Raw genomic sequence first — 13,275 nt, forward strand, 5'->3', positions numbered from 1 at the left:
AAGAGTCCATTTGTGACCTCCAATAGATGTTTTTGTGGATATTAACATTCTATCAAACAGGTCCAGATGGACTTTTATTTTTATAAAGTGTTCAACTTGATTTTACAATCGGCGGAAAAATTATTTTAATCAAGCTGGAATTTTTAAACCTGCTGAAAATGAATGCATTATTATTTCAAGTAATACGAAATCCAGAGGGATTAACTATAATCCATGGGAAGATGAGTTTAATGAAGATGTTGGGTATATAAATTATTATGGTGACAATAAAAGACCTGACACAGATCCTGCAACTACACGAGGGAATAAATATTTGTTGGATCAATTTAAAATTAGTCATGATCCTAATCCCGAAGTAAGAGCTACTGCTGTTCCTATTGTATTTTTTGAAACACGTAAACAGGGAGAAAGAATTTTTCACGGATATGGTGTGATAAAAAATGTTAAATTGGTAACTCAATACACAGGTAGTGGGGCAGATAAAGCATATTTTTCCAATTATTTATTCACTTTCTGTGTATTCTCAATGAAAAAAGAACAGGAAGGCTTTGATTGGTCCTGGATTGAAGCGAGAAAACAGGCAGCTAAAGATAAAAATTTTCTTTCTTTAGCCAATGCACTAGCTCCTAAAGAATGGAAATTTTGGATAAGGACTGGAGATTTAGAAAAAGTTCGCCGGAAGGTTTATGGAAGAAGTACTTCTAAAAAAGAGGAGCAACTGCCTACACCTGGTTCTGCAGATGATAAAATTTTGAATCAAATCTATGAATATTATCGTAAGAAAGATAATTCAAAAGCTCATAGTGGAGATTTTGAATTTGAAGGTCTAGCTAAAGAAATTACACGATTAATTATTGGGGATGCATGCCATGATGGTTGGGTAACTAAATCATCTGGTGATGGTGGTTATGATTTTGTTTTACGAGTAGATATTGGAACTAAGGGCATTAGCCAAGTTAGACAGGTGGTATTAGGTCAAGCTAAATGTTACCGACGAGATCAGCGTATAACAGGAGAAGCCGTTGATAGAGTAGTTGCTAGGTTAAAGCGTGGATGGATTGCAGCATTTGTGACTACATCTTTTTTCAGCGACCCAGCTCAACGCGAAATACTGGAAGACGATTATCCAATCATGTTAATTAGTGGTAAGCAGGTTGCACAGACCGTAAGAAAATATATCTATGAGAAAAATATAACTCTTCAAGAATATTTAGATTCATTGAGTCGCGATCAATCTTTTAAATCACCAGAAGATATTCTGAAAGAAGAGTAGCTAAATGTTTTATCCATTAATTATTTCTCAAGTGTTCTGCAATAGACTAAAAAGAACAAAATTATAGGAGGATAAAAAATGCCATGTACAACAATTTTAGCCGGTAAAAAAGCTACGGCTGACGGTTCAACTTTAATTGCCAGAAACGAAGACTACGGTCACGCCTTCAATCCTAAACGTTTCATCGTCGTAACGCCTGACAAGCAACCTAAAGATTATCAATCAGTAACTTCTAAGTGCAAGGTGGATTTGCCTGACAATCCTATGCGTTATACCGCTGTGCCAGAACTTGAATCAACCATGAAGACCATGGGCTGGTGGGGCGAAGCCGGCATCAACGCCGCTAATGCTGCAATGAGTGCCACCGAAACCAGCACTACCAATTCACGTATTTTGGGCGTTGACCCAATGAACAAAAAGGGAATCGGTGAAGAAGACTTCGTTACGATCGTTTTGCCTTATATTCATTCAGCTCGTGAAGGGGTAAAATTGCTCGGGCAATATCTAGAAAAATACGGCACTTATGAATCAAACGGCGTAGCCTTCTCAGATAAAGATGAAGTTTGGTATATGGAAACTATCGGTGGCCATCACTGGGCAGCTCAAAGAATCCCAGATGATTGTTACATCGCTGCGCCAAACTGGTTTAGCATCACCGATTTTGACTTTGCTAGTGATGATACGATGGCTTCCGCTGATTTGGAAGAAATGATTGAAAAGTATCACTTAGATATTGATCACAGCGGTAATCCATATAATCTTCGTCATATCTTTGGTAGTCACGATGATTCAGACTATGAATACAACATTCCGCGCCAATGGTATATTCAAAAACTCTTTAATCCAAGTGATGTTCATGAGCCTGATGATCCTAACTTGCCATTCATTAAAAAGCCTGAACATTTATTAACTATTGAAGATTTCAAGTATGCTTTATCATCACGCTATCAACATACTAAGTATGATCCTTATGGCTTACAAGGCACTAATGCAGACCGTCATGCTTTTCGTCCGATTGGTTTTCAACGTAATCAGGAATTATCAATTTTACAAATTAGAAATGATGTCCCTAAGGAAATAGCTGGCGTTCAATGGTTAGCCTTTGGTCCTAATACATTCAATGGCATTGCGCCATACTATACCAACGTGCTTGATACGCCTAGCGTTTACCGTGATACCAAGGAACATTTTGATATCAAAAATATGTATTGGCTGACCCAAGCTATCGCTACCATTGTTGATGAGCATCCATTCCGCTACAGCGCTTCAGTCGAAGAATTGAAGCAACAAACATTAGCTGCAGGTCGTCATATTTTACTTGAAACTGATGCAGAAGCTGAGAAATTAACTGGTGAAGAATTACAAAAGAAACTGCATAATGCTAATGAGCAAACTGCAAAAGCTGCATACGATGCTGCAATGAAATGCTTCGGTGATTGTGTTGAAACTGGTGCATTACAAATCAAATTGAATTATTAAGCTTGAAATTAAGAAAGGCTCGCCGAGAGGCGGGCTTTTTTGATCAGTTTTGTTTTATGTGATGAACAAAAATCAACTTTTGTCACAAAAGCAATTACGAAAAATATATATTGTTTTTCTCCTTTACCGAATAGCTATCTTTTACTTTTTTCCTCTGTATAATCTCAATTAACGAATCTAAAAGTTAATGAGGGAATATGATATGAAAAAATTACTGGTCAGTGTTGTGCTTTTATTAATGCTGATGTGGGTCAAAGGAGCAAAAAACGTTCAAGCTGCCGTGAGTGATAATTTTACTAAGATCGTTTTTAACGATGGCAGATCAGAGAAAGTGGAGAGTGGTCAGCTAGTTCACGTTAATGTGGAGCTTACCGGTTATCAGAAGGATAAGTTGAAAAGTGATGCTTCACTGACTATTACCTGGAGTGAATCTGATAAAGTCCAGGCAAAAGGAATTAATAAAACTAAAAATATTATCATTAAAGACGAAAATGATAACGAGCAAAAAGTTGGGACATATACTGTTGAAACCAATCGAGTTTTAGTGAAATTTAATAACAAGATTGAAAAGTATGATCACCTTGTAGGTCAGCTAACATTTGATCTTTTGGTTCGTAATTCAGCAAATGATAAACAAGAACTAACTGTGCATGCTGGAAAAATTGAGAAGGTCTTAACAATTGAACCCGAAGATAAAGAGGCACTTTTTACTGAAATTATTGGTAAATTGAACCAACACCAAGATAGTATTGCATGGGAAATAAAAGTAAATCCTGATGAAAAAGAATTTTTAGGACCGATAAAAATTTTGAATGAGCTACCAGAGGGCCTGGAATTTAATAAAAATACGGTAGGAATCGAAACCGATGATATTTTTATCGAGTTAGGCAAGAAAGAAGTTAAATTTGATCAAAATAAATTGTTGATTAGTTTAAATAATAAGGGACGATCACATAGAACTTTTACTATTAAATATAAGACGAAAGTTCTGGAACAAAAAGCGATTACCGGGATTAATAAGATCCAATTAGAATATCAGTTAAAAAATGAAGATAAAAGAAAAAGTAGTTTATACGAAGGGAGAATTTTAGATGATTATGATGCAACTTTTGTGGGGATCCGTAGTGAGAGCAATGATGAAATGGCACGACGCAAGACTCTTGAGAAAGCTGAAAAAGATAGAGGATTGTCCATATTGTTCTCAAAACTACTCAAATTATTAGACGATAAAAAAGATAGTCAGCAAACAAACGATAAGGATGTTGAGCCAGTCAAGACGTTATCTAAGACAAGTACACCGGAATCTACATTTGAAGCGGCTAAGGATGTAAATCCTAAAGAGCTAAGTGGCTTTGACAAGAAAGAACAAAAGGTTACGCATAGCGATTCAAGTGATGATACCGACTTAGATGAAGAAGATGATGATATTAAATCACTAAAACATTCTTCAACTAAGGAGCATTCATCTAGAAGTCGTTCAGGCAAATTGCCACAAGCTGGTGAAAGGACAAATGGCATTTTAAGTTTGATGGGTGTATTCATTTTGCTGGCAGGAATATTAGGAATTAAAAGAAAATTTTCAAAATAAAAAGTATATTAATTATAAAATTCGGATTTTTGATAGATAAAACTTGATCTTTCACGTATTATGGAGTTATAACTTTGTATCATGAAAGAGATATAATATGCCATACTCAATTTCAGAAATTATTGTTTTATTTTTTACGTATTCTTTTATTGGCTGGCTATGGGAAACTTGCTACTGTTCAATTAAAGATCATCATTATGATTATCGTGGCTTTCTTTTTGGACCATATTGTCCAGTCTATGGATTTGCAATTACGACTATTTTAATTTGTACCAAAGATGTACAAGATAACTTATTTCTTTTATTTGTAATTGGATTTATTGTTGCAACAGTCTTTGAATATTTTGCTAGTTTCTTTCTTGAAAAAGTCTTTCATATGAAATTATGGGATTATTCTCACTTATGGGGAAACGTTCAAGGAAGAGTAGCTCCAATCATTTCGCTCTTTTGGGGAATTGGAGTGGTGTTACTGGTAAAATTTGTGCAGCCATTTGTTCAAGATATTATAAACATAGAAGAAAGAGATACTCATGGCTGGTTAGCCGTAGGTATTACGATTGTAATGGGACTCGATACAGTCTTAACTATGATCAGTGTAGAAAGATTCCATACTACGACCAAGATGTGGGATGACCATATCAATCAATTCATTGATCGTGTAAGAATTAAAGTTGAAAGCAGAATGCCTGAAAAGGGTAAATTAAAAGTTGGCGATTGGCATCACTCAGTAATGCAGCACTATGATGAATTGCAACCATATAAATTAAGCTGGAACCATAAACGTTTTCTTAAGAGTTTCCCTAAGTTAAAAGTACTTGATGCACCAAAGTTTATGGAAATCAAAAAAGATATTTTGAAAAAAGAAGATTAGATAGCAAAATAGACAACTCTCAATTGAGTTGTCTATTTTTTTAGTGGAAAGTGGTATAGAAATACCAAGAACAAATTTAGGAATGATACAATCAAACATATGAGTTAGAGAAAACGAGGTTAGGTTATGGATACTGCTTGGCAGAAATTCAAAAATAATATTCCTTTGCGCAGGTTTGTAGTATTTTTGATCATTGTTGCTTTTCTTTATGAAATGCGTGCGATGATGAATACGATTTTGTTAACGTTTATTTTTACATATGTTATTGTGCATTTGATTCACTTCGTACAGCGTTATGTTTCTAAAATGCCAACCGGCGCAATTGTTGTAGTGACGTATTTAATTATTTTGGCACTACTTTATTTTGTCATTACGGTTTATATGCCGATGTTAGTTGGACAGATTTCTAAGATGGTCAAATCCGTAATGGCGTTTTATGAGACGAATCAGTCATCGCGGTTAATGTCGTATGTAACGCATTACATTAGCAAAGGTGAACTTGTTACACAGGCAAAGCGTGCCATGACATTTGCCTTTCATACCGCTACTAATATTGGTACGTTGACGATTGCAACATTCATGTCGCTTATTTTAAGCTTCTTTTACACCATCGAATTAAAGCAGATGCGAGAGTTTTCAAGTTTATTTGTTAAAAGCGGCTACTTAAAATGGTTATTTGAAGATATTCGTTACTTTGGCAAAAAGTTTACTAATACTTTTGGTGTAGTTTTAGAAGCACAATTTTTTATTGCAATCTGTAATACGGCCCTTACCATGATTGGTCTGGCGATTATGAAAATGCCACAAATTGTAGCTTTAGGCTTGATGGTATTTATCTTAAGCTTAGTACCAGTTGCCGGTGTGATTATTTCGCTGATTCCATTAAGTATCGTAGGGTACTCCGTCGGCGGCATTCGCTATGTGATTTATATTTTTGTCATGATCATGATTATTCATGCAATCGAGGCGTATGTGCTAAATCCTAAGTTTATGGCCAGCAAGACAGAATTACCGATCTTTTATACTTTTTTAGTACTTCTTGTAGCAGAACATTTTTGGGGTACATGGGGACTAATTGTAGGAGTTCCGATTTTCACTTTTTTATTAGACGTTTTAAATATCAAACCTACTAAAAAGGATAAGAAAGTTAAATTAAAATGAGAGTACTACTTACAGGCGATAGCATTATCGCTCGATATGAGGGAAAAGCAGAGCCACATATTAACTGGAATTTAAAGCGAATGCTGCCTGAAATTCAAATTGAAAATACTGCTGTTTCAGGAATTAATTCAGGAGCATTTTTTGCTCGATTAAATGAATTAGTATTGAGCGTGAAAAAGTGCGATAATTTGGTGATTTTATTAGGAACAAATGACTTGGCAACACATAAGCAGGTTCCGCTAGAGCAATTTAAAAGAAATATGGAATTAATTGCCTCTGCGGTTATTTGTCAGTACTATCCGCCACATGTATTGCTCATTTCGCCGCCAGCAGTAGATGAGCAGAAGCAACATGTACGCAATAATGAGTTGGTAAAAAAATATGCGAAAGTGGTTGAAGAGATAGCAGAAGAATATCATTTTCATTATGCAGATTTGTGCCAAGCAATGATTGATGCAGGCGATTTAAGCGATATTTCTCGGGGAATAAAAAATGATGGCTTGCATTTTGGTGATAAAGGATATGGAATACTAGCAAGTTTGATTAGGCGAGAATTGAAAGAAATGTAAAAAAGCAAGGTTATCAAATATAGATAGCCTTGCTTTAATTTTTATCTAACTAATGCCCAGATGAGACTTCCGATACCAATGATGGCGAGAAAAGGGATTAATAAGTATGCACAAAAAATAAAAATCAATCCTGCCATAATTAGGAAGCCGAAAATTTTAATTAAACCGATTCCCAATTTGAAAAATAGCCAAAGTAGGAAAATTACCAATAATAATGAAAGCATAATTATACCTCCAATTTCTATGATTAATATTTTACTACTAGCAGAATATTGTGGACCTTAAGCTTTTATAAAATTTAGTTACCGTTAACAATAGATCAGACATTGAAAGCCCTTACAGTGATGACTATATTTATTTAATGTAAGCGATTTAAAAGAGAGAAAATGAGAGGGAAAAATGAAAGAAGAAAAAGTGGGCTTGCCTACATTAGCTAGTAGTGTAATCTGGATGATTAGTTTGGGTTATTTAGGTGTGCAGATTGCCTTTACTTTGGAAACTTCTCAAATGAGCAGAATTTTTCAAACTTTGGGTGCAGATCCAACTAAACTTGGTTGGTTCTTCATTCTGCCACCGTTAGCAGGGTTGGCAGTTCAACCAGGGATTGGATCTTTGTCAGATCGGACATGGATTCCTAAAATTGGACGTCGGTTACCGTATTTATTAATAGGAATGATTTTCGCTGTTTTAACTATGGTAATTTTACCTAATGTGGGCAGCTTTGGTCTGGGATATGGTTCAATTGAAGCATTGATATTCGGTGCTGTGGCTATTGCTGTTCTTGATGTTGCTTCGAATATGGCCATGCAACCATTTAAGATGATGATTGGTGACATGGTTAATGATGAACAAAAGTCATATGCTTATGGTATTCAAAGTATGCTTTCAAACTTTGGTGCCGTAATTGCTGCATTCTTTCCATTCTTATTAACGACACTAGGTGTTGCCAACACTGCCAAAAAGGGAGTAGTGCCACAGTCAGTGGTTATTTCATTTTATGTTGGTGCAGCAGTTTTAGTAATTACTTCATTATTTACAATTTTTAGAGTTCATGAATATGATCCAGAAACTTATGCTCGTTATCATGGCATTAAGGAATCTGATAATCAAGAAGGTGGCGGCTGGATTAACTTGCTAAAAAAGGCACCAAAAGTATTCTGGCAAGTTTCATTAGTTCAGTTCTTCTGTTGGATTTCTTTTCAGTATTTATCAACATATGCTACGGGCGCAATTGCAGAAAATGTTTGGCATACAACGAATGCTTCTTCTGCAGGCTATCAGATTGCTGGGAATTGGTTTGGTGTATTAACAGCTGTACAATCAATTGCAGCAGTAATTTGGTCATATGTATTAGCCAAGGTGCCTAATAACCATCATAAATTAGGCTATGGTTTAAGTTTATTACTAGGAGCCATTGGCTATACTTCAATCTTTTTAATTCATTCACAAGGAACGCTGATTCTATCTTTTGTATTGATTGGTATTAGTTGGGCAGGGATGAATACTTATCCATTGACGATGGTTTCTAATGCCTTATCAGGCAAACATATGGGGACATATCTAGGCTTGTTCAATTGCTCAATTTGCTTACCACAGATTGTTGCTTCACTGCTTAGTTTTATTATTTTTCCAATGGTAGGAAATTCCATGCCAGCGATGATGTTAATTACTGGGATTTCAGGCTTTTTAGCAGCTTTGTCGGTAATTGGAATTAAAGAAACCTATGTTAAATGAAAATAATTAAGGTAAAAAAGTGTCTGGGAAAAAAGTCGATTTTTAACTAAATTTAGGCTTTAACTCAAAAAAAATCCCATTAAATCAAGGTTTGTATGTACCAAGATTTGATGGGATTTTTTTTGAGTTTTTTCTCAGACACTTTCTATTATTAAACTAAATCATACATTTCTGGCATTCTGCACCATTTTGAATTAAACATTCGTCTGCAGTCAAGTTCTCACTACCAGCTAAAACTTTTTCTCTTACTCTAACATAATAAATTGAATTGCATCGCTTTTTAAAGGCATAAATATAAGCCTTATTTAAATCTCTTGTTGTTGCATTATCTTCAACAAATAAAGTTAACGAAATTGATTGATCAACATACTTTTGTGCAGCAGCTGTAATATCAATAATAGCATTAGGTCCTACTTCATATGCACCCTTTTCGTAATACTCATAATTATCTTTATTAATCTTATAAGCTGGTACATAAATTCGACCCAAATCAGCCTCTTTGCGTGTTTCAACAGGAGCTACTACTGGCTGCAAACTTGGTGTACATGAAGATAAATAACTAATTGATCCAGTAGGTGCAACTGCTAATAAGTTAGCATTAGCTATACCTGTCTTTTTAATTTTAGTAATCAATTCTTCCCAATCTTCTTTAGTTGGAATAACTAATTTATATTTAGCTACAATTTCTTTAATCTTGTCTGTTTTCGGTGAGACTTCCTCATCAATAAATTTTTTGAAATAATCACCACTAGCATATGATGAATCTTTGAATCCTTTAAAAGCACCATATTTTTCAGCTAATTTATTTGATTCTTTAAATGCATGGTATGCAATTGTATAAAAGAAAATTCCTGTAAATTCAACTGCTTCTGGTGAATCATAATAAATATGATTAGTTGCTAAAAAGCCATGTAAATTCATTGCTCCTAGACCGATTGCTCGATTAGCTTTATTTCCCTTTTCAATTGAAGGAGCACAATCTAAATCTGAAGACCTGGCAACACGATTAAGCGCTTGAACACTATCAGAAACCAAACTACCTAACTTGTCAGCGCTATTCATTGCTGCTGCAATATTAAGTGATCCTAAATTACAACAAACATCGTAGCCCGTCTTATTAAAACTTAAGTCTTCATTATAGGTACTTGGCGTATTAACCTGAGCAATTTCTGAACATAAATTAGACATCACGATCCGCCCCAATTTCTTTTGTGGGTTTCTTCGATTTACAGTATCTTCATACATAATATAAGGATACCCTGATTCAAATTGAACTTCAGCAATAGTTTGGAAGAATTTTCTAGCACTGATAAATGTCTTTTTAATACGTGGATTATTAAGGAGATTTTGGTATTCTTTAGTAATTGAAATATCTGACATTGGTTTACCATATTCACGTTTAATATCATATGGTGAAAACAAAGCCATCTTTTTATTTTCTTTGGCTAGTTCAAAAGTAATATCTGGAATCACTACGCCAAGTGATAAAGATTTAATTCTTACCTTTTCGTCAGCGTTTTCTCGTTTAGTATCTAAAAATTGCATAATCTGGGGATGATGGGCACTTAAATAAACTGCACCGGCACCTTGTCTTTGCCCTAATTGATTGGCATAAGAAAATGAATCTTCTAGTAATTTCATTACAGGAATTATCCCACTAGATAAATTCTTCATTTTTTTAATAGGTGCACCTAATTCACGCAAATTAGTTAAGCATAGAGCAACACCACCACCACGTTTAGATAATTGCAGACTTGTGCTTATTGCTCGTGAAATTGATTCCATATTGTCTTCAACTCTGAGCAAATAACATGAAATATATTCACCGCGTCTCTTTTTACCTGCATTCAAGAAAGTCGGAGTTGCTGGCTGGAAACGATTACTAATAATATCTTTAACTAAATTCAAGGCCAGTTCTTCATTGCCATCAGCTAAAAATAAAGCATTCATAACAGCCCGATCTTCAAAACGTTCTAAAAATTGTTTATTATCGTTTGTTTTTAAGGCATATGCTTTATAGAATTTAGCTGCACCCATAAAGTTCAAAAAGCTAAAATTTTGTGCATAAGCTAATTTGAAAATTTCTTTAATAAATTTAGCTGTATATAAATCTAGAACTTTTTTATCATAGTAATCATTATCAACTAAATAAGCTAATTTTTCTTCTAAAGAAGCAAACTTTTTCATTCTTGGTTCAATATGATTTTCAAGATATTGCTTAGTAGCTTCCTTGTCAGCTTTAAAATTATAATTTCCTTTTTCATCTTTAAATTTAGCAAGTGCATTTAAAGAAATATATGAATCATTATTAAGATTATCATTCATTGTCTTCACCTGCATCAGCAATTATTTTATTAACATTATTTACATCTTCAGTTGTTCCCAGTAACTCAAATTTATATAGATAAGGAACATGTAATTTCTTAGAAATTACATCCCCTGCCAAGGCAAAAGAATTACCAAAATTGGTATTTCCACTAGCAATAACACCAATACATTTTTGCCGATTAGCCAATTTGTTCAAAAAGTGGATAACTTGCTTAGGCACAGCACCTGTAGTCCCATGGCCACCAGAATAAGTTGGCGTAATTAAAATATATTCTTCAGAAACTGAAATTTCTTTACTGAGTTTAATAGGAATCCTAATAGAATTACAATCTAACTTTTCTACAAAACGTGCTGTATTATTTGAAGTTGAAGAATAATAGACAACTAATGGCTTTTTAGAAATCCCAGTCATCATCTGTAGTCTCCTCTCCTGTTCCCATTACATATGAAGAACCATTACCAGAAAAGAAATCATGGTTTTCATCAGCTTGAGCTGATAATTGAGCGAATACTTCTGGAGAAACATAAGTTTCTTCTGCGGTAAAAGGAGAATCATAGCCTAAATTTTGTAAAAATTTACCTGCATTATACAAACTGAAATGAATTGCATCATCAACCAAATCAAAATCATCATAAAGCTCGTGCAAATATTTCTTTTCCAAATCAATTAGTTTATCTAAGAAATCAAAAACGAATTTTTTCATTTCTGCTTGTTTAGCTGGAGCTAATTTCTTTACGGCCAATTGATATTTGTAACCACTATAATAATTGTGAATAACCTTATCTCTTAAGATCAATCTAATAATATCAGCAGTATTAGGCAATTTACCTCTTGCAGCTAAATAAAATGGTAAATAAAAACCACCATAAAGCAGGAACCCTGGCATAATTGCTGCGGCAACCTTTGATTTAAGCGGATCATTGCCTGTATAATACGGAATTACCGCTTTAGCTCTTGCTTGTAAAGCATCATTATTAACTACCCATTCATGCGCTTCTTCAATTTGTTCACTAGTACATAAAGTAGAAAAAATAGTTCCATATGATCTTGCATGGACAGCAACCATAAAAGCAAAATTTGCATAGATAGCTTGCTCTATATCAGTTTGTGAATTTTTAATTTGGGCTACATCACCCACACTTGATTGAGTTGTATCTAATAAAGTCAATCCAGTGAAAGTGCGAGTTATAAGCTGTTGCCAGTCATCAGATAATTGATTCCAAGAACTTATATCATTCGAAACTGGGATTTTTTCAGGTAACCAAAAGTTTTGAGTAACTCTGTTCCAAACCTCAAGATCCTTATCATCTTTAATGTCATTCCAGTTAATAGCTCGCATATTTTTGCCGTTGTTATTGTAAGCAAATTCAACTGGTGACTGTGAATGATCATAATAACCCATATTTTTTGCTCCTATCATTATTTATTGTTTTATCTAATATATGTGTGAGCACACTATAGCATAGTCTGCTCAGTGATACAATATGTGGATTTTTTGGTTATTTATAATCAATATATTGTGGTTAAGTCGTTTTTGATAATACAAAATTATTTTCAAATTTATTTTATTTTCCAAAAATAATGTAGGTGTTGTTTTTTGCTTTTTTGACAAAAAAAGTGTCTGGGAAAAAAGTCGATTTTTAACTAAATTTAGGCTTTAACTCAAAAAAATCCCATTAAATCAAGGTTTGTATGTACCAAGATTTGATGGGATTTTGAAATTTCTGAGTTTTTTCCCAGACACTTTTTATTATGATATTCATCATGTTAAAAATTATTTATTTGTTTTGATCTGAAAAAATTAGTCCTTAACAACGTCCTTAGCGTTCAACCATTGACTCTTGTTGAGCTTAACGATCTTCTTGCCGTTAGTCTTCTTAACTGCTTTAGCAGTGAAAGTTGAACCCATTGAAACTTTCTTAGCGGTCTTCTTACCGTTAGCGTTTAAAACGTTAACTTTTTGATTCTTGGTGTCTTTTACAACAACGAAGATCTTGTCGCCTTTCTTGATTGAAGGGTTAGTAGGAGCAACTTCTGAAACACCAAGCTTTGGAGCAGTGAAAGTAGCAGCCTCACTAACTGAAGCACTAACACCTAATAAACTCATTGAAGCAACTGCAACTGAAACAACTTTAACTAATTTCTTTGAATCAAACATGATCCTATAATAACGTTTATGCCAAGTTTTAATTATAAAAAGTAAAAAATAAAAAAACCCCGGATTTAAAATTGAAGTGCAACACTAAGTGTTAAACAAAAAGGCCATGAAGA

Annotated in this window: 12 protein-coding genes; 7 read left to right on the top strand and 5 right to left on the bottom strand. The window is 34.1% G+C overall.

Going from position 1 to position 13,275, the window contains the following annotated elements; translation table 11 throughout:
- Positions 1-166: 166 nt before the first annotated feature.
- The 6 genes from CP357_RS07840 (at position 167) to CP357_RS07865 (ending at position 6,941) form a co-directional block, all read left to right on the top strand.
- Positions 167-1,273 (top strand): restriction endonuclease, encoded by a 1,107-nt coding sequence (locus tag CP357_RS07840; RefSeq protein ID WP_255404988.1) that lies wholly within the window; start codon positions 167-169, stop codon positions 1,271-1,273.
- Between the two features lie 78 nt (positions 1,274-1,351).
- The gene (locus tag CP357_RS07845; RefSeq protein WP_098037006.1) at positions 1,352-2,752 is read left to right on the top strand and encodes a C69 family dipeptidase; all 1,401 of its coding nucleotides are present in this window, start codon (positions 1,352-1,354) and stop codon (positions 2,750-2,752) included.
- A 202-nt stretch (positions 2,753-2,954) separates the two neighbouring features.
- Positions 2,955-4,340: an LPXTG cell wall anchor domain-containing protein gene (locus CP357_RS07850; protein ID WP_098037007.1), complete on the top strand. Its 1,386-nt coding sequence runs from the start codon at positions 2,955-2,957 to the stop codon at positions 4,338-4,340.
- A 97-nt stretch (positions 4,341-4,437) separates the two neighbouring features.
- On the top strand, positions 4,438-5,211 hold the full coding sequence (locus tag CP357_RS07855) for a putative ABC transporter permease (protein ID WP_098037008.1): 774 nt from the start codon (positions 4,438-4,440) through the stop codon (positions 5,209-5,211).
- 126 nt (positions 5,212-5,337) lie between these two features.
- The gene (locus CP357_RS07860; RefSeq protein ID WP_087363547.1) at positions 5,338-6,372 is read left to right on the top strand and encodes an AI-2E family transporter; all 1,035 of its coding nucleotides are present in this window, start codon (positions 5,338-5,340) and stop codon (positions 6,370-6,372) included.
- Positions 6,369-6,941, top strand: coding sequence for an SGNH/GDSL hydrolase family protein (locus CP357_RS07865; protein WP_087176240.1), 573 nt, complete (start codon positions 6,369-6,371; stop codon positions 6,939-6,941). The genes CP357_RS07860 and CP357_RS07865 overlap by 4 nt, the downstream gene beginning before the upstream one ends.
- Positions 6,942-6,982: 41 nt before the next feature.
- On the opposite strand, the gene CP357_RS10610 is transcribed toward CP357_RS07865, so the two are convergent.
- A complete protein-coding gene (locus tag CP357_RS10610) occupies positions 6,983-7,165 on the bottom strand; it encodes a hypothetical protein (RefSeq protein ID WP_087176239.1) in 183 nt (60 codons plus the stop codon).
- Between the two features lie 175 nt (positions 7,166-7,340).
- Here CP357_RS10610 and CP357_RS07875 point away from each other — a divergent pair, with 175 nt between their 5' ends.
- A complete protein-coding gene (locus CP357_RS07875) occupies positions 7,341-8,675 on the top strand; it encodes an SLC45 family MFS transporter (RefSeq protein ID WP_098037009.1) in 1,335 nt (444 codons plus the stop codon).
- Positions 8,676-8,831: 156 nt separating this feature from the next.
- Here the strand turns inward: CP357_RS07875 and nrdE are convergent, their stop codons facing one another.
- The 4 genes from nrdE to CP357_RS07895 all read right to left on the bottom strand — a co-directional run bounded on the left by nrdE (position 8,832) and on the right by CP357_RS07895 (position 13,162).
- Positions 8,832-11,000, bottom strand: coding sequence for a class 1b ribonucleoside-diphosphate reductase subunit alpha (nrdE, locus tag CP357_RS07880; protein ID WP_098037010.1), 2,169 nt, complete (start codon positions 10,998-11,000; stop codon positions 8,832-8,834).
- Positions 10,993-11,418, bottom strand: coding sequence for a class Ib ribonucleoside-diphosphate reductase assembly flavoprotein NrdI (nrdI, locus tag CP357_RS07885; protein ID WP_198995867.1), 426 nt, complete (start codon positions 11,416-11,418; stop codon positions 10,993-10,995). The genes nrdE and nrdI overlap by 8 nt, the downstream gene beginning before the upstream one ends.
- A complete protein-coding gene (nrdF, locus tag CP357_RS07890; RefSeq protein WP_098037011.1) occupies positions 11,399-12,406 on the bottom strand; it encodes a class 1b ribonucleoside-diphosphate reductase subunit beta in 1,008 nt (335 codons plus the stop codon). The genes nrdI and nrdF overlap by 20 nt, the downstream gene beginning before the upstream one ends.
- Before the next feature lie 399 nt (positions 12,407-12,805).
- Complete coding sequence (locus CP357_RS07895) at positions 12,806-13,162, bottom strand: hypothetical protein (protein ID WP_098037012.1); 357 nt, start codon at positions 13,160-13,162, stop codon at positions 12,806-12,808.
- Between the last annotated feature and the right edge of the window lie 113 nt (positions 13,163-13,275).

Origin of the sequence: Lactobacillus sp. UMNPBX6 (assembly GCF_002553975.1) — a bacterium.
Taxonomy (GTDB): Bacteria; Bacillota; Bacilli; order Lactobacillales; family Lactobacillaceae; genus Lactobacillus; species Lactobacillus gallinarum.

Bases quoted from the DNA above. Each gene is read 5' to 3' on its own strand.
- CP357_RS07845 (WP_098037006.1), top strand. From the start codon at position 1,352: ATGCCATGTACAACAATTTTAGCCGGTAAAAAAGCTACGGCTGACGGT.
- CP357_RS07850 (WP_098037007.1), top strand. From the start codon at position 2,955: ATGAAAAAATTACTGGTCAGTGTTGTGCTTTTATTAATGCTGATGTGG.
- CP357_RS07855 (WP_098037008.1), top strand. From the start codon at position 4,438: ATGCCATACTCAATTTCAGAAATTATTGTTTTATTTTTTACGTATTCT.
- CP357_RS07860 (WP_087363547.1), top strand. From the start codon at position 5,338: ATGGATACTGCTTGGCAGAAATTCAAAAATAATATTCCTTTGCGCAGG.
- CP357_RS07865 (WP_087176240.1), top strand. From the start codon at position 6,369: ATGAGAGTACTACTTACAGGCGATAGCATTATCGCTCGATATGAGGGA.
- CP357_RS10610 (WP_087176239.1), bottom strand. From the start codon at position 7,165: ATGCTTTCATTATTATTGGTAATTTTCCTACTTTGGCTATTTTTCAAA.
- CP357_RS07875 (WP_098037009.1), top strand. From the start codon at position 7,341: ATGAAAGAAGAAAAAGTGGGCTTGCCTACATTAGCTAGTAGTGTAATC.
- nrdE (WP_098037010.1), bottom strand. From the start codon at position 11,000: ATGAATGATAATCTTAATAATGATTCATATATTTCTTTAAATGCACTT.
- nrdI (WP_198995867.1), bottom strand. From the start codon at position 11,418: ATGATGACTGGGATTTCTAAAAAGCCATTAGTTGTCTATTATTCTTCA.
- nrdF (WP_098037011.1), bottom strand. From the start codon at position 12,406: ATGGGTTATTATGATCATTCACAGTCACCAGTTGAATTTGCTTACAAT.
- CP357_RS07895 (WP_098037012.1), bottom strand. From the start codon at position 13,162: ATGTTTGATTCAAAGAAATTAGTTAAAGTTGTTTCAGTTGCAGTTGCT.